Annotated in this window: 12 protein-coding genes; all 12 read right to left on the bottom strand. The window is 55.0% G+C overall.

All coding sequences use genetic code 11. The features are described from left to right. Window positions 1-27: 27 nt before the first annotated feature. Window positions 28-2448 (bottom strand): RNA polymerase recycling motor HelD, encoded by a 2421-nt coding sequence (helD, locus tag PRECH8_RS10970; RefSeq protein ID WP_200967141.1) that lies wholly within the window; start codon window positions 2446-2448, stop codon window positions 28-30. Window positions 2449-2525: 77 nt separating this feature from the next. Beyond that, entirely contained in the window at window positions 2526-3362 is an 837-nt protein-coding gene (locus PRECH8_RS10965) for an HAD family hydrolase (RefSeq protein ID WP_200967140.1), read from the bottom strand. Between the two features lie 155 nt (window positions 3363-3517). Further along, a complete protein-coding gene (locus PRECH8_RS10960) occupies window positions 3518-5296 on the bottom strand; it encodes a peptidoglycan D,D-transpeptidase FtsI family protein (RefSeq protein ID WP_200967139.1) in 1779 nt (592 codons plus the stop codon). 77 nt (window positions 5297-5373) lie between these two features. Continuing rightward, a complete protein-coding gene (locus tag PRECH8_RS10955; protein ID WP_200967138.1) occupies window positions 5374-7524 on the bottom strand; it encodes a methyl-accepting chemotaxis protein in 2151 nt (716 codons plus the stop codon). 257 nt (window positions 7525-7781) lie between these two features. Then, on the bottom strand, window positions 7782-9062 hold the full coding sequence (locus PRECH8_RS10950) for a peptidase U32 family protein (RefSeq protein ID WP_200967137.1): 1281 nt from the start codon (window positions 9060-9062) through the stop codon (window positions 7782-7784). 47 nt (window positions 9063-9109) lie between these two features. Continuing rightward, window positions 9110-10066 (bottom strand): peptidase U32 family protein, encoded by a 957-nt coding sequence (locus PRECH8_RS10945; RefSeq protein ID WP_242457549.1) that lies wholly within the window; start codon window positions 10064-10066, stop codon window positions 9110-9112. 5 nt (window positions 10067-10071) lie between these two features. Next, window positions 10072-10746, bottom strand: a complete 675-nt coding sequence (locus PRECH8_RS10940) for an O-methyltransferase (RefSeq protein WP_242457548.1) — start codon at window positions 10744-10746, stop codon at window positions 10072-10074. Beyond that, on the bottom strand, window positions 10743-12086 hold the full coding sequence (gene mltG, locus PRECH8_RS10935) for an endolytic transglycosylase MltG (protein ID WP_242457547.1): 1344 nt from the start codon (window positions 12084-12086) through the stop codon (window positions 10743-10745). Before mltG ends, PRECH8_RS10940 begins: the two co-directional genes overlap by 4 nt. A gap of 202 nt (window positions 12087-12288) precedes the next feature. Then, a complete protein-coding gene (locus PRECH8_RS10930; RefSeq protein ID WP_200967136.1) occupies window positions 12289-12603 on the bottom strand; it encodes a DUF1292 domain-containing protein in 315 nt (104 codons plus the stop codon). A gap of 5 nt (window positions 12604-12608) precedes the next feature. Continuing rightward, window positions 12609-13025 (bottom strand): Holliday junction resolvase RuvX, encoded by a 417-nt coding sequence (ruvX, locus tag PRECH8_RS10925; protein WP_200967135.1) that lies wholly within the window; start codon window positions 13023-13025, stop codon window positions 12609-12611. A gap of 23 nt (window positions 13026-13048) precedes the next feature. Beyond that, on the bottom strand, window positions 13049-13309 hold the full coding sequence (locus PRECH8_RS10920) for an IreB family regulatory phosphoprotein (protein WP_200967158.1): 261 nt from the start codon (window positions 13307-13309) through the stop codon (window positions 13049-13051). Window positions 13310-13467: 158 nt separating this feature from the next. Beyond that, window positions 13468-16095, bottom strand: coding sequence for an alanine--tRNA ligase (alaS, locus tag PRECH8_RS10915; protein ID WP_200967134.1), 2628 nt, complete (start codon window positions 16093-16095; stop codon window positions 13468-13470). Window positions 16096-16336: the final 241 nt, after the last annotated feature.

Here is a 16336-nt window from a genome sequence, read left to right as displayed (position 1 = left end):
ATCTCGTACAGCTAAGCGATCGCTGAGTTATGCCATCGACGCGGCCGGCTCTTCCAGCAAGGGTTGCAGCAAGCCGGGATCTCCTTGTCTGTACATAACGGCCAGTTCATGCATCGCACGGGTAAATGCCGTATACAGCAGTTTGCGGTCGGCTTCGCGATACTTCGAAGCATCCCAGATCAGCACGGCATCGAACTCGATCCCCTTCGCTAAGTAGGCGGGCAAGACCGAGACGCCGGATTCCAGCTGGGTGGTCTCCGTGGTGATGAGACGAGCCTCAAGCTGATCCTGCAGCTGCTTGCTGACCTCCGCCGCTTCCTTAGCCGTATACGTGAGGATGCCAACGTTGCTGCGGCCTGCCCGCAGCTGACCTGCCGCCCAGTCCACGGCAAAGCGACACGCATCATCCCCGTCCTTCACGGAGACCAATGAAGGCTTCGGTCCGTCGCGGTGGAAGGGTTCAACCTCCCGCGCTTCCGGCAGCAGACGTTTTGAGAGTTCAACGATCTGCTTTGTCGAGCGATAGCTGCGCAGCAAGCGAATCGTCGCAACCTGCTCCCGATCCCCTGCTGCGAACAATTCCGCCAGTTCCTCGAAACCGTTGATCTCTGCGGTCTGCATATAGATCGCCTGATTCAGGTCGCCGAGCACCGTCATTCGCGCCCGCGGGAACAACCTGCGCAGCACGGCGAATTGGAACGGCGAATAATCCTGCGCTTCATCAACGAGCACATGGCGCACGCTGTTATCATGCTCCGTGAAACCATCGATGGATTCCTTCAGATAGAGCAGCGGGGTCGCATCCTCATAGAGCAGTTTCTTATCCGTCAGCGCGCGTTGGAACAGTTCATCGAACTTCTCCCAGCCCTCAGGCAGCGCCCCGCTTCCCCGTCCTTGGCTTGGATCTTGACCCTGCTCGTCCCCGTTTCCTTCGCCGTGCATCAATTCGCGGAGCAGTTCCTCATCCAAGAACAGGTTCCGGTAGATCGTGAGATAGTCGATATACAGCCCTTTTCTCAATCTCTTGCGCAGCGGAGCGAAGTGCTCTTCAACGACCATCTTGCGCAGGTAGGCCTGCTCCCTTCGTTCATCATCGAAGGTATCGCCTTTGAAGCGGCCCGTTTCCCGCAGTTTCTCATAGGCCAGACGATATGCTTCATCGTCGAGCAGGTTGATCGCTTCTGACACCCACTTCCTGCGGCGCTCCACCTTCTCCAGCTCTTGCAGGCGCAGGGCGATCCGCTTCTTCCACTCATCGATCCGTTCATGAAGCTTGTAGCGCCGCAATTCATCGCTGTAGAAGACCTCTTCCATCTCATCCCCTGAGATGAGCACGCGGCCGCGGAAGCGGATATCACGGAACTTCATCCCCTTCTTCTCCAATAAGCGCACATAACGGTTGATCAGGGCAAAGAAATCCGGCGAAGCCTTGTATTTTATCGCTTGCAAGCGCACGGCATGATAAGGATCCTCCCGCTCCGCCAGGACGTATTCCGTTTGTTCATAGAGATCCTCGATGTCCAGGCGGAACATGCGCAGCCTGCGCTGCAGATATTCCTGGAAGGTGGACTGCCTCATATTCGCTTCTCCAAGCTCGGGCAGTACGTGGCTGATATAGCTGTTAAACAGCGGGTTCGGCGAGAACAGCACGATCTGATCCGCGGTGAGCGAGCCGCGGTAACGATAGAGCAGATAGGCCACCCGCTGCAGTGCTGCGGAGGTCTTGCCGCTGCCGGCCGCACCCTGCACGATCAGCAAGCGATGCTTCTCGTCACGGATGACGCGGTTCTGCTCCCGCTGGATCGTAGCGACGATGCTCTTCATCTGCGCGCTTGCCCCCTGTGACAGCGCTTGCTGCAGCAAGGAGTCGCCGATCGTCACATCGGTATCGAACATGTTGATAAGCTTGCCGTTCTTGATGACGTATTGGCGCTTAAGCGTCATCTCGCCGCTGATCTCGCCCTCGGGCGTTTCATAACCCGCTTTGCCCGGGGCATGATCGTAAAACAGACTGGAGATCGGCGCCCGCCAGTCGTAGATCAAGAAAGTTTCTCCGTCATTCTCCACCAAGGAAGCCAGACCGATGTAGATCGGCTCCGCCTCTCCCTGCCCGTCTTCTCGAAAATCCACACGCCCAAAATAAGGCGAATCGGCTAATCGTGTTAACGTCGCCAGCTGCCGTTCCGCCTCACGTTCACTTCGTTCTTGTTCAGCAAGCACGCGTGCTTCCTGCTGAATACTGGTATAGGTCTCGATCGTTTCGGTTTCATTCGTTAAGTTCACCGTAATGTTGTCCCAGAAGTTGCGCTTAATCTCTTCTGTATCCTGCCGCCGTGCATGCACCAAGGCCTCCACCTGCGTTAACTGCTCGCGAATCCTGTCCGTAACATATTGCAGACGCCTCGTCTCGCGGTTAAGCTCCTCAAGGTTGTGCTCAGGATTGGTCATCTGATCCACACTCCTTCTTCCCGTTATGAGCAGCAGATCTCCTCTGTTGATCCGTTCCTGCTGTGTTCACTGCCTTGTCACTGCAACGTTTTCAAGATCTCCAGTGCTTCCCGCATGCTGCCGACTACAGCATCAGCATCATCTTCTCTGCCGGTTCCGAACCAATCGATAAAGATCGTCTTGCAGCCCAGCTGACGGGGTTCATAGATATCATTCAGCCAATTATCGCCGATGCTGATCATCTCATCATAAGAACAATCGTAACGCTCCGCGAGTCGTCGGAAATGATCCTGCGATTCCATCGGTTTCATTCCCATGAATATCTTAAGATCAAACACCTCGGATAGGCCCAATTTCCCAAGGATTGCTTCTCCGTCGGGCTGCGGGCTGTTCGTGAGCAGGACCAGTTTCCTCTGACGCGACAGCCGCGTCAGTTCCTCAGCTAATCCCGGCACGGGCTGCATGATAAAATCCGGTCCCATCATCCAGCGGCGGACCTCTTCAAATTGTTCATAAGTAAGCTGCGGCGGGATCCCCATATGCCTGGCGATCACAGGGGGAATCCACCATTGGTCGCCGATGCTGACCATATCCGTTAGATCCAGGGTAATCGGCTCGGGATATAACTCCGCGATCGAGTCTTCACTAAGCGGCGTACCGTCCCAATGATAGGCTTCAAGCACTTCGCCGTCCACCTGCACCAGCAAGAGGTCGCGGATCGCATCATAGACGCGTCCGATCTTCACCGCATGCTGGTTATCCAGGGCAGCACGATACTGCGCCGCGAAGAGCGACTGCTGATCAGGCGGCAACAGCTGCTCGATTAACTTGGCATAGTAGTCAAAATGATGGGTGTCCTCATACAGTGTTCCGTCCAGATCAAACACGATCACCTTCGCTGTTTGGAAGTTCATTGGTCGCTGCTCCTCTCCTATTCTCTCTATTCCTGCGCAAATCCGTCCTTATTCCAACCGATCCCATCCATAATCCTTCCATATGCAGAAATTATATCGTGTTCACACACCCGGTGCAAACGCGGCGCTTGCGGCCTCCTCTCAATGATCCTCTGTCATCCATGTTCCCGTACGATATTCATCACTTCAGCGAAGAGAGCGGCGGCTTCATTGCGGCTTGCGGCAGGCTGATCATAGACAACCACCGCCGCGGCAACCTTCGGTGCGTGAACGGGACCATAACCGACGAACCAATGATGGACGCCCTGCTCCTGCCGCCCCAGCTCCGCCGTCCCTGTCTTGCCGGCAAGGCTCCAGGCGTGACCAGCCAGCATCCGCGCAGTGCCTGTGTGTACCGTTTCCTGCATCATTGCCAGCAGCGCCTTCGCCGTGCGCTTCGACAGCGGGGGCGAACCGGCGCGCTGGATGGAGAAGCTCATCATCAGCGAGCCGTCGTTAAACCGCACCTCGCGCACGATACGCGGCGAACTCAAGCGTCCGCCCTGCAGCAGGGTGACGATCATATTCGCAGCCTGCAGCGGCGTAAGACGCACATCCCGCTGGCCGATGGCACTTTGGATCAGGACGCCTTCATCAATGGGGGAAGCTGCGAAGAACTGCCCCGGCTCCTCCCCGTCAAATTGTCGGAACAAACCTGCATAACCGCGCACCTTCCCTTCCCAGCCGATCCTTCTTCCAAGACCCAAGCGTTCGGCAGCCGTCCGGATTCTCTCCGGCGTCAACCGCTTTGCGATGTCAGCGAAGGCGATGTTGCAGGACTGGGCAAAGGCTTCCTGCAAGGTCAATTTCCCGTGTCCGCCGCGTTTCCAGCAGGAGAATCCATACTTCCCATACTCCCCCAGACAGGTGAAGCGCTCATGGGGGCTGACCACCCCATATTCCAAAGCCGCCGCCGCGACCGCGATCTTGAAGATCGATCCGGGGATCTGCTGCTTAAGGGAGGCGTTCTCCCAGTACCCCGCCTCCAGATCGATCTGCTCCGGGTGAAAGCTTGGCCGGTTCGCCATGACCAGCACATCGGCAGTCGAGGGGTCCAGGAGAACGACAGAGGCGCGCTTCACTCCCCGCTCGTCCAGCAGCTGCTCAATCCGCGCCTGCAATTCCAAATCCAAGGTCGTGACAATTCGCACCGGATAGAAGCGGGAATTCGTATTGACGATGCGGAGATTCAGCCCTGCAAGGGGGCGGTTTCGAGCGTCGGTGAAGATGCCGAGACGCGCCGTCCCTCTGCTTCTTAGGACATGTTCGAAGCTGCGTTCCAGCCCGCTCGCACCGATCTTGAGATCCTCGCGCAGCACGCCTGCTGCAATCTCGTCGCCATAAATCTCCCTGGCTCGGGATGGATGCTGGGAGAGATAGCCGATCAGCTGTGAGGCATAGAACGGTTCTACATAACGCCTGACATAGGGCACCGCATAAATCCCCGCCTGCGGACCATAAAACTCCACTTGCTTTGCTTGTTCTGCCGTAAGGGCAACGGGGCGTCTCTCCCTCCGCCACAGGGTGATATGCACGGTTTCTTGGAGCAGGTCATGCCACTCCGCCCTGTGCATTCCCAGCAGTTTTCGCAGGTTCTCCGCTTCCTGGACATGCTGCTTCGACCATGCGGCGGCAAGCCTCGGTTCGACCGCCAACGCGAGGCTGACAAATCCCGTCAGCGGTCGTCCAAAGCGATCCAAGATGCGGCCTCTGCCCTCATCCAAGACAACGCCTTGCATGCGCTGCTCCACGGCAGCAGCTGCTAGATCAGCCCGCTTAGGAACATATCTCCCTATATGGAACAGCTGGAGAAACATCAATTGTAAGATGAGCAGTGCGAAGCCCAGCAAGAACGCCATGAGAATATTGAGGATCCGACGTATTCGCTGCACCATAGACAAGAAGACTCCCTTACTGGATATTCATACGGATAGTATGAACATCCTGGGAGTCTTCCACGCTTACATCACACTTAAAACTTAAATTTCTTCAGGGATTCAGACAATGCCTGTGACAGCTGCTCCAAGTTATTAGCCAAGCGCACAAGCGATTCGCTGGTATGGAGCTGCGATGCACTAGAGGAAGCAACCTCTTCGGAGATGGCCGAGGACTCTTCCGAAACGGCGCTGACGCTGGCCATCGTATCGGAGAGCACTTGCTGTACCTTCTCCAGCTGTTCGATCGCTTCGGTCACCTCATCGGCTTGCTGTACAAGGCCGATCATGCGATCCCTGACATCGTTGAAGATCTTATCGGCATCTATTACTGCGTCGATCTGCTCTTGGAAGAGCGGATACGCTTCTTGCATGACGGTTACTGTTTCGTCGATGCCGGTTTGGATATGTTCGATCATATCGGCGACGACATCGATGGACTTGCGAGATTCATCCGCCAATTTGCGAATCTCGCCTGCGATGACCATGAACCCGCGGCCGGCGGCGCCGGAGCGCGAAGCCTCGATCGACGCATTAAGCGCGAGAATATTCGTCTGCTGCGTGATCTGCGTCAGCATCACGAGGAGGTTGCGGATGGAAGCCGTGCTTTCCTTTAATTGATCTACCTTCTCCACCATTCGGCGGGTCATCTCTTCCGTCGATTGCGTCTTCTCCGTCAACTGTCCCATGTAGCCGGTTCCCTGCTCACTGACGCGGTGTACGTCTGCGGCTACTTCGCTCATCATGCGGTTCGCTTCGACGACCTGCGCCAGCTGTTTGCTCAGGTCGATCACCAGCTCATTGCCGCGCTCTGCTTCCATAGCCAACGTAGAAGCGCCGTTAGCGATCTGTTCCGTCGCCTCCGAGATCTCGCGGGCAGCATGCGCGGTATCCTTCGATGCAACGGTCAGCTCTTGCGCGGTGTTCAGAACTTCTGCAGCGGAGTCGTTCGTCTGGCTGACCAGCTGGCTGATCTGCTCCATCATATCGTTGAAGCTCTCGCCGACTTGTCCAATCTCATCGCGATTTTTGAAGTTCGTACGAACGTTCAGGTTTCCCTTCGCACCTTCGTTCATCAAGCGCTGCAGCCTGCGCAGCGGATTGCCCATCGACCTCGAGACGACGATACTGAGGAGGATAGCAAGGGCTGCCGCGACGATCATGATGATCGTGTTCGCTTGGCTGATCACCTGAGTATCAGCGGTCAATTCCGCAATCGGTGCAGCACCGACTACATACCAGTCTACCATATCGGAATAATGCTTAACGACGATATGGGTCTCTCCGTTCTCAGCTTCCGCTGTGCCCCGATTCTCGCTGGGCAATGGAAGTTCGGCCTCTGAACCGATCACTGCCAGATCATGGCCGTGCAGCAGCTTGTTCTGCCCGTCGGTGATGTACACCTTCGAAGAATCGCTGAGCTTGATGTCATCGACGAGATCATTGATCAAGCTCTGGTCGATCTCTATGAAAACAACATAACGCTGGTTATAGCTGCTTCGGAACATCTTCCCGACCGCGAAGGAAGCTTTGCCGGGGTGAACGCCGAGATAGCCGCCCATCTTCGTATGTAACCATAACGAACCGTCTGCTTCGACGATCTGCTGGAACCATTCCGCTTCTCTATCGAAGTCAGCGGAGTTAAGCGTGGTGTTACCGGTGTTATAAAGCCCATGATCCGGATTCACACCGATGATCGCTATGGTGTTGATCTTCGTATCAGAACCATAAGCAACCTGATTCAAGGCATCACTGATCATGCGCTGCGCATTCAACCTCGCATAGGCTTCACGGTTCCGTTCCGTTGCTTCGAAGAGATACTGATGCAGGTTGAGATTCGTGATGAATTGGTTCATTGTGAACTCATAAGTCGTAAACGTTGCATCGATCTTCTCGCTGGTCTGCTGAATCGTCTCATAGGCCGCTTGGCTGGAGTTCTCCTCGATGATTCGCTTCGTCACGGATAAGGAGATCGAACCCGCAATAAGCACGGGAATCAGCACGCTGCAGAAGATGATCACGAATAATTTTCTGCCGACGGTGAGCTGGAACCCCGTCCTATGCCCGCTGTTTACGTCTTTGCCGTCATTTCCCTTCTTTTCATCCTCATTGGAACTTGCAGGGATCTTTTTGAACAGTGTATCGTGTGACTTTAACTTCGACAACAACTGCTTTTTTTGCGTTGACAATGTTGATGTCACCTACCTGGTTGTAAAATAATAGCAATATAATGAGTTCGGACATCCCATATTATTTGACATTGTTCCCTAATTTCCTCTATCGATATCGGAAATGTAGTCAAATGTTCATAATGTTGACACATTTCACCCAGACTTTTGCCGTGGAACTGCCGCAAATAAAAAAGCCGGCTGCGTCTTATTTGCTAAGACGCTAACCGACTAAAAGAACTATTGAGACGATCTAACCTCATTCATGCAGATCAGGTCTATATTCTCTTGCGCATGATGTCGAAACGATTCACCGGCTGCTCTACCTTCATGCGGATGCGCTGCAGGGGATGGCGGGCAGCATCCAACGGCTGACCCTCTTCATCGAAGATCTCGCCGACGATCTGTTTGAAATGCGTGTGATCCGGACCGAAGAACTCCACTTCCTGTCCCGGCTTGAAGTGGTTGCGCTGCTCGATTAACGCGTAGCCGCTCTCGGCATCATATTCCAGCACCAAACCGGCGAAGTCATAGGCCTGCGGCTTCTCTTCAGGCGTATAGATATGGTCCTCATGATCCGGTTCATCGAAGAAGAATCCGGTATTCAGCGGCCGGTTCGCAGCTTTGCCGATCTCATCCAGCCATTCTTGTTTGAGTTCATAGTTGTAAGGATCGCGCATATAAGCATCGATTGCTTGACGGTAAGCATTGACCACGGTAGCAACATAATGGATGCTCTTCATCCGGCCTTCGATCTTAAAGCTGTCGACCCCTGAGCGGATCAGTTCCGGGATATGTTCGATCATGCATAGATCTTTGGCACTCATCGTGAAGGGGTTCTCCCCCTCCTCGACCAGCCGATCCGAATAAGAGGCCGTCATCAATTCTTCTTCAGAGATGAAGAGATCATACTTCCAACGGCAGGACTGGCAGCAGCCGCCGCGGTTGGAATCCCGGTCGGTAAAATGGTTGGACAACACGCAGCGGCCGGAATATGAGGAGCACATCGCCCCATGGATGAACACCTCGATCTCGATATCCACATGATCCTTGATCGTTTCGATCTCCTGCATGCTCGCTTCACGCCCGAGGACCACACGGTGCACACCCTCGTCCTTCCAGAACTTCACCGCCTGCCAGTTCAACGTGGACTGCTGCGTGCTGAGGTGCAGCTCCACATTCGGCGCTGCGAGTTTCGCCGTCTCGATGATCGCCGGGTCAGCGACGATGATCGCATCGATGCCGATGCGGTCGAGCTCGGACAGGTAATCTTTCAGTCCCGGCAAATCCTCATTATGCGCGAAGATATTCGTCGCGACGAACACCTTGGCGCCGTGTTTCTTCGCATAGGCGACGCCTTCCCGCATCTGCTGGAAGGAGAAGTTGTCCGCATTGGACCTTAAGCCGTACTGCTGACCGCCGATATATACCGCATCAGCGCCGTAACGAATCGCGAATTTTAACTTCTCCAGATTCCCCGCCGGAGCGAGGAGCTCCGGCTCTGCCAGCTTGCGGCGTCTTGTGCCGAGCAATTCTTCCCGGCTAAGTGTGATCGTCAACGGGATCACCCTCCCTTTCTTGTCATGGTAGTCTGCATCATGTCTAATTAATACACCTGCTGTTTGAACAGAAAGCCAAAGGTCAGTTCGCGGCCGGGATCCTGCAATTCATGGATCGCATCCAGCCACTCCTCCTTGAATTCGTAGTTTTCCGGATCAGCAGTATAAGCATCAATGGCTTGCCTGTACATGCGGATGACGGTTTCATTGTACTTCTGGGATTTGAGCAGGGCTTCGATGTAGAAAGCATCGATTCGATGCTCCATGAGTTCATCGAGGCATTCGAGCATGCAATAATCCTCCGAACTCATGATATGCGTCCCGCTCTCCGTCTCGATAATCGGATAGCGCTCATCCGGCCGTTCTTCCTCAATCAGATACAGGATCTTGCCCTCCTCATGCACCGGCAAGAGGCGTTTGCCCTTATGCGCCATATAATGCTGAACCAGCTTGCGCTTGGAGTGGTAGATGTTCGTCATGCCATGCACCTGTATCTGCACCTCATGATCCGCATGGCGCTTGAATTCCGCGATCTCTTCCATATTCAATTCACGCGCCAGGATCGAACGCTTCGCTCCCTTGGCCGACCAGTAATTCGCCGTCTGGTAGTTCGTCGTCGTCATCTCCGCAGACCAGTGCAGCCTCAAGGGCAGCTTAAGTTCCTGTACATTGATCAGGACAGCCGGGTCACCGAAGATGATCGCGTCCACTTCACATTCCGCTAAACGGCGCAAATAGTCGGGAAGACCGGATAAGGTGTCATGGTGGAAGATTTTGTTCACACTGACATACACCTTTGCCTGATGGTCATGGGCAAAGCTGACCGCCTGCGCGATCTCCTCCGCCGTCATCGAGCCCGGCAGGCGCTCCGCAAAGGCCATATCCCCGATCGTTACGGCATCTGCCCCCGCGGCGATATACTTCTCTACATCATCGAGGGAGCCCGCCGATATCACAAGTTCCGGCCGATAGTCGGAACCTGAATGCTTCTCATAATCTTTCAATCCGATCACCTCTTGATACTGACTGCGATGCCGTCGCCGACAGTCAGATATGTTGTCGATAAACCAGGATGCTGCATGAGCAGCTCATTGTATTCGCGAAGTCTGCGCACCGTGCTGCGATACCGGCGGTCCAGCGTTTCGGGCGATCTTGCGACGAGCCCGCGGAATAACACGTTATCCGTCACTATTATACCCCCGGCAGCACACAGCCGGTAAGCCTCTGTAAGGAATTGAGAATATTTTCCTTTGGCCGCATCGATGAAGATCATCTCGAAGGGCCCTTCGAGGAGCGGCAGGTGCTGTAAGGCGTCGCCTTCGATCAACGTAATCCGGCCGCTTAGGCCCGCTTCCTCAAAATTCGCACGCGCCCGCGCTGCCCGCGCCGGATCGATCTCGATCGTCGTGATCCGAGCATCCGCCGCGGCTTCTGCCATATGAATCGCCGAGTAACCGATGGCTGCGCCGATCTCCAATATGGACGCTGGTTGGTGCAAAGCGCACAGCAGGCGGAGCACGGCTGCGGAGACGGGAGCGATATTCGGGATCCCCTCCTGCCGCGCTTCTTCTTCCAAGCGCATCAAGAGGGGGCTGCGCCTAGGCATCAGCCCCTCCAGATATGCTGTCACCTGCTGATCTGTGATCCCCGTCACTCGTCCTTCATCCTCCATCCCGTCGATCATTGTGACTTGCTCAATTCGATGTTGCGCAGATGTTCTTGGTAGGTCTCCGCGAAGAGATGCTCTTGCGAACCATCTTTCTTCGTTACGTAGAACAGATAACTCGTCTCAGCGGGATAAAGGGCTGCACGAATCGATTCCAATCCCGGGCTGGCGATCGGACCCGGGGGCAGGCCTTTTACCTTGTAGGTGTTATATGGGGAATCCACCTCGGTATCGACGATCAGCAGCACTTCTTTATGCTCACCCAAGGCATATTGGACCGTCGCATCGATCTGCAGCAGCATATCCTGCTTCAGCCGGTTATAGATCACGCCGGCGATCAGCGGACGTTCCGCGTCCACTGCCGCTTCCCTTTCGATTAAGGAAGCGATGGTCAGCATCTCATGGAAAGTAAGTCCCAGCTCCTCCAGCCGCAGCGGCCAATCCTCCGGAAGCTGTGCCAACTTGCGGCTGAGCTCGCTGACCATGCGCTGGATGATCTCCTGTTCGGTGCTGCCCGCCCGCATCTCATAGGTTTCAGGGAAGAGATACCCCTCTAACGCATGCACGATGTTCTCATCGGCGGGAATCTCTTTTACGTATTCGGAATCATACAGATCCGTCTTGGCGGCCATTTCCAAGAACACATCGCGGTCGACGATCTTCTCTTCCGCCAGCTTATCCGCGATGCGCTCGATCGTATACCCCTCCGGAATCGTAAACTTAATCGTCGGTTCCTTGACGGTATCGCCGCGGTTCAGCATCGCGATCATCTCATCCAGTTCCATGCCGGGCTTCATGAGGTATTCCCCGGCTTGGAAGCGCGACCCCTCACCCTTCACCTTCAGATAATAACGGAAGACAAATTCACTGCGAATCAGCCCATGTTCTTCCAGAAGATGGGCGATCTTGGCCGAGGTCATGCCGGGCTCGATCTTGATTCGCACTTCACGGTCCTGTGCCTCCACCGGTTGCAGCCCATTGGCAACGAACATGCCGACCCCCAGTGCCGTACCCAGCAGCACCAACATGATGCAGCATGCGACGATCAGGCCGATGCGCCGCACATTGGTCTTCGAGCGTGCTTCGCTGTCCAGCTCCGCCGCGTATTCCTCATCTTCTGCAAACTCCGCATGATCCCTATGATCCGCAGATTCTTCTGATGCTGCGGAGGCCCGTACCTCATGCTCCCGCTCTGCATGTTCTTCTCGATTCACGTCTTCGGCATGCTTCTCTTCATGATGCGCTTTATGGCGCGCTTCCTTCTGTTCTTGTTTCTTCACGTCGTCCCGTGCTTCATCTCTTGCCTCATCCCGTGCTGCATCTCGATGTTCGTCTCGTCTCGGATCCCGCTGATCCATCATCCCTACCTCCCTTACCTCGGCTTGTCCCAAAGGTCGGCTCGTTCCGCCCGCTTCGCTGGACAGGCCTGATTCCATCCTTCACACATACAAAATAGAGCGGACAACCATCCGCTCTATTATACACAATCTATTCATGCAGGGAACAGCCTTCACTCGCTGATCCGATCGAATCGATCGGCACATGACCGCTTCACACGACTTAATCGAATTCAGCGAGCAAGGTATTGAACGTCTCTTCCACCATATCCCACTCTTCTTCTTCTTCGATCGTGTACAGCGTAAGATTATCGCCTTCTTCCTCATAGCGGAAGGCATACACTTCATCGACACCGTCGTCATCCTGATCGTCATCGTCCAGCGGCACGACCATCATGTACTTCTGGGCCATATACTTGGATTCGGGGTCATCCACCTCAAACTTCATGATCACCTCGAAATCCGACTCTTCCCCGTTCTCATCAGCGATGCTGATGATCTCCGCCTCCTCATGATGTTCATCGCGTTCCTTTGCCACCTTGTTCACCTCATTCGTATATAATCCAAGTATCCCTGAAGGATCAAACTCGCCGCGATCTTATCGACGACTTTCTTGCGTTTCCTGCGGCTGGTGTCCGCTTCCAGGAGCATGCGCTCCGCCGCCATCGTCGACAGCCGTTCATCCCACATCGTAACCGGCAGCTGAAACCTTACTTTCAGGAGCTCCGCAAATGCCCGGCACATCTCGCCGCGGGGACCGATCGAGCCGTCCATATTCTTCGGCAAGCCGACGACGATCTTCTGAACGCCGTACTGATCCACCAGCTCTTGCAGCTGCTCGAGATCCGATTCCTCGTCTTGGCGGCGGATGACCGTCACTCCCTGGGCCGTCCATCCAAGCTCATCGCTGACTGCTACACCGATTGTCTTATCCCCTAAGTCCAAGCCTAAGATTCGCATACCATATCCTTTGTTATCTTGGTTTATCTATGATGACTCAGATAGAAGCGGACCAGTTCCTCGATCAACTCGTCGCGCTCCCGTTTGCCGATCAGGCTGCGCGCATTGTTATGCCGCGGGATATATGCGGGGTCTCCGGACAACAGATAGCCGACGATCTGATTGATCGGATTATATCCTTTCTCCTGCAAGGCGTCATAGACGGTCAACAACACTTCTTTACACGTCGTCTCTACTTGATCTCCGCGCACATTGAACTTCATCGTCTTATCCGAAAAGTCCACTCCAAGCACCCCCATCTATAATATTGGCGATATGTACGATATTCCTGCTGGTTCTACTATATTCGAGATCCATATCCAGCAATCCTTTATTCCCAAGCAAAAATCCATCGCCATCCTCAACATCTCCGCGGGCATCCCTATAGCAAGCAGCCGGATCATCAAGAAATCTGCGCGCTCAGCAGCTCCTCTACCTTGCTTAGAGCTTCATCAAGCTTCGAGGCATCCTTGCCCCCTGCTTGTGCCATATCCGGTCTGCCGCCGCCGCCTCCGCCGCAGATCGCAGCGATCTCTTTGATCAGCTTGCCGGCGTGTACGCCCCTTGTCGTCAACTCCTTCGGAACCGCCGTCACGAAGTTGACCTTCTCGCCCATCGCCGCACCGAGGACGATGACCGCTTCGGGCAGCTTCAACTTCATCTCATCTGCCATCGTCCGGAGAGCATCCATATCCGGCGCATCGACCTTAGCCGCCAGATAGCGGATGCCGTTTACCTCCTGGACGCGGTCAGCAAGCGCCCCCGCTTCGATATTCGCCAGTTTTGCCCGCAGGGATTCGATCTCGCGCGCGGCTTCCTTGAGCTGGCTTTGCAGCCCTTCGATGCGTCTGGGCACATCCTGCACCTTCGCCTTCAGCAGATCGGATGCTTGATGCAAGAGCTTCACTTGCTCCTCCAGGTATGCATAGGCATAGCGGCCGGTGACCGCTTCGATGCGGCGAATGCCGGAGCCGATGCCGCTCTCGCTGACGATCTTGAACAGGCCGATCTGCGAGGTCTGCTGCACGTGGCAGCCGCCGCACAGCTCGATGCTGTAGTCGCCGATGCTCACGACGCGTACGATGTCGCCGTACTTCTCGCCGAAGAGCGCCATTGCTCCCATCGCCTTCGCATCCTCGAGCGATTGGTATGTGATCTCAAGGGCGATATTCTTCCAGATCTGCTCATTCACCTTGTCCTCGATTCTCTCCAACTCTTCCTGCGTCACAGCGCCAAAATGAGAGAAGTCGAAGCGCAGGCGTTCGGGAGCAACCAGAGACCCCGCTTGATTCGCATGGTCACCCAGCACTTCCTTAAGCGCCTTATGCAGCAGGTGAGTGGCCGTATGGTTCTTGATGATGTCCTCGCGCATCGAGCGGCTGACCGCCGCTTCAACTTCATCTCCGACACGCAGGGTTCCTTGCACGATCTTCACGGTATGCACATGCTGGCCGTGCGGTGCTTTGGTTACATCCTCCACTTCACCTTGTCCGCTCTTACCGCTGATCGTCCCATGGTCGCTCACCTGACCGCCGCTTTCCGCATAGAACGGCGTGCGGTTCAGGATGATCTGCACGGTCTGACCGGCTGCAGCTAGATCCACCGCTTCGTTCTCCGTGAACATCGCGATGATCTTGCTGCTTGTCACCAGTTCATTATATCCAACGAACTCGCTTTTAGTCGTGAAGTCAGCCAGCGGACCGCCCTGCACCTTCATGCTCTGCGCTTCTTGGCGCGCCTCCCGGGCGCGGTCACGCTGCTGCTGCATCGCAGCCTCAAATCCTTCATGATCCACGGTGAAGCCGTGCTCTTCGGCATAATCCTCTGTCAGATCAAGCGGGAATCCATAGGTGTCATACAGCTTAAATGCCTGCTCACCGGTGATCTCGCGGCGTCCTTCCTTCTCCGCTTGTTCCACCATCTCGGCAAGGATCTGCAGACCATCGGACAAGGTCTCATGGAAGCGCTCCTCTTCCGTACGGATCACGCGTTCCACGAATTCTTGCTTCTCCCTTAGCTCGGCATAGTGATCGCCCATGATGCTGACTACGACCGGTGCGAGACGATACAGGAACGGTTGATCCATGCCCAGCACTTTGCCGTAACGCACCGCTCTGCGCAGCAAGCGGCGGATCACGTAGCCCCGTCCTTCATTGGACGGCATCACCCCGTCGCTGACAGCGAATACGACGGTGCGGATGTGGTCGGCGATCACCTTCATAGCGACATCGAGTTCATTTTTCTCCTTATATTTGGCGCCTGTAATCTCGCACGTCTTCTCGATGATCGGCATGAACAGATCCGTATCGAAGTTCGAATCCACGTCCTGCAGGATCGAGGCCAGGCGTTCCAGCCCTGCTCCCGTATCGATGTTCTTGTTCGGCAGGGGCGTATAAGAACCGTCCTTGTTGTGATTGTACTGGGAGAAAACGAGGTTCCAGACTTCGAGGAAACGCTCATTCTCGCCGCCTGGATAGCATTCCGGATCGCTGAGATCCCCGTATGCTTCACCCCGGTCATAGAAAATCTCGGTACAAGGTCCGCATGGCCCTTCGCCGATATCCCAGAAGTTGTCCTCCAGCTTGATGATCCGTTCCGCCGGAAGCCCGATCTTCTCATGCCACAGGCGGTACGCTTCCTCATCCTCCGGATGAACCGTCACCGACAGGCGCTCCGGATCGAAGCCGATCCAACGCTTGTCCGTCAGGAATTCCCAAGCCCAGGTGATCGCCTCTTCCTTGAAATAATCGCCGATGGAGAAATTCCCCAGCATCTCGAAGAACGTATGGTGGCGGCGCGTCTTGCCGACATTCTCGATATCATTCGTACGGATGCACTTCTGGGCATTGGCGATGCGCGGATTCTCCGGTACGACCCGCCCGTCGAAGTAGGGCTTCAGCGGCGCCATGCCGGCATTGATCCACAGCAGGGATGGATCATTCACCGGCACCAGCGATGCGCTGGGTTCGATGTGATGTCCCTTCTCTGCGAAGAATTCTAGCCATTTGCTGCGAATTTCACTAGCTTTCATGAATGTTTAGCCTCCCTGAATGCGTCGATAAATACAAAAAAAGCTTCTAGCGAAGCCATTCCTTCATAGGATCACTCATATGAGCTGTATATGCTGAATCGTAACCATCCTTATGGTTCTCTCTATCTGAATCACTTAGCTTGCTTTGTCAGCCTGTCTTGCCGACTTCCACTTTATCATGATGATTATAGCTTGAATAATTCAGCAAAGTCAAACATTTCCGTACATCGGCTCGCTGCAC

Origin of the sequence: Insulibacter thermoxylanivorax (assembly GCF_015472005.1) — a bacterium.
Classification (GTDB): domain Bacteria; phylum Bacillota; class Bacilli; order Paenibacillales; family DA-C8; genus Insulibacter; species Insulibacter thermoxylanivorax.
Note: the sequence above shows the minus strand (reverse complement) of the source record. Positions and strands in the feature narration are given on the sequence as shown.

Coding starts and splice junctions, on each gene's coding strand:
- PRECH8_RS10960 (WP_200967139.1), bottom strand. CDS start 5,296: ATGGTGCAGCGAATACGTCGGATCCTCAATATTCTCATGGCGTTCTTG.
- mltG (WP_242457547.1), bottom strand. CDS start 12,086: ATGGATCAGCGGGATCCGAGACGAGACGAACATCGAGATGCAGCACGG.
- helD (WP_200967141.1), bottom strand. CDS start 2,448: ATGACCAATCCTGAGCACAACCTTGAGGAGCTTAACCGCGAGACGAGG.
- alaS (WP_200967134.1), bottom strand. CDS start 16,095: ATGAAAGCTAGTGAAATTCGCAGCAAATGGCTAGAATTCTTCGCAGAG.
- PRECH8_RS10940 (WP_242457548.1), bottom strand. CDS start 10,746: ATGATCGACGGGATGGAGGATGAAGGACGAGTGACGGGGATCACAGAT.
- PRECH8_RS10965 (WP_200967140.1), bottom strand. CDS start 3,362: ATGAACTTCCAAACAGCGAAGGTGATCGTGTTTGATCTGGACGGAACA.
- ruvX (WP_200967135.1), bottom strand. CDS start 13,025: ATGCGAATCTTAGGCTTGGACTTAGGGGATAAGACAATCGGTGTAGCA.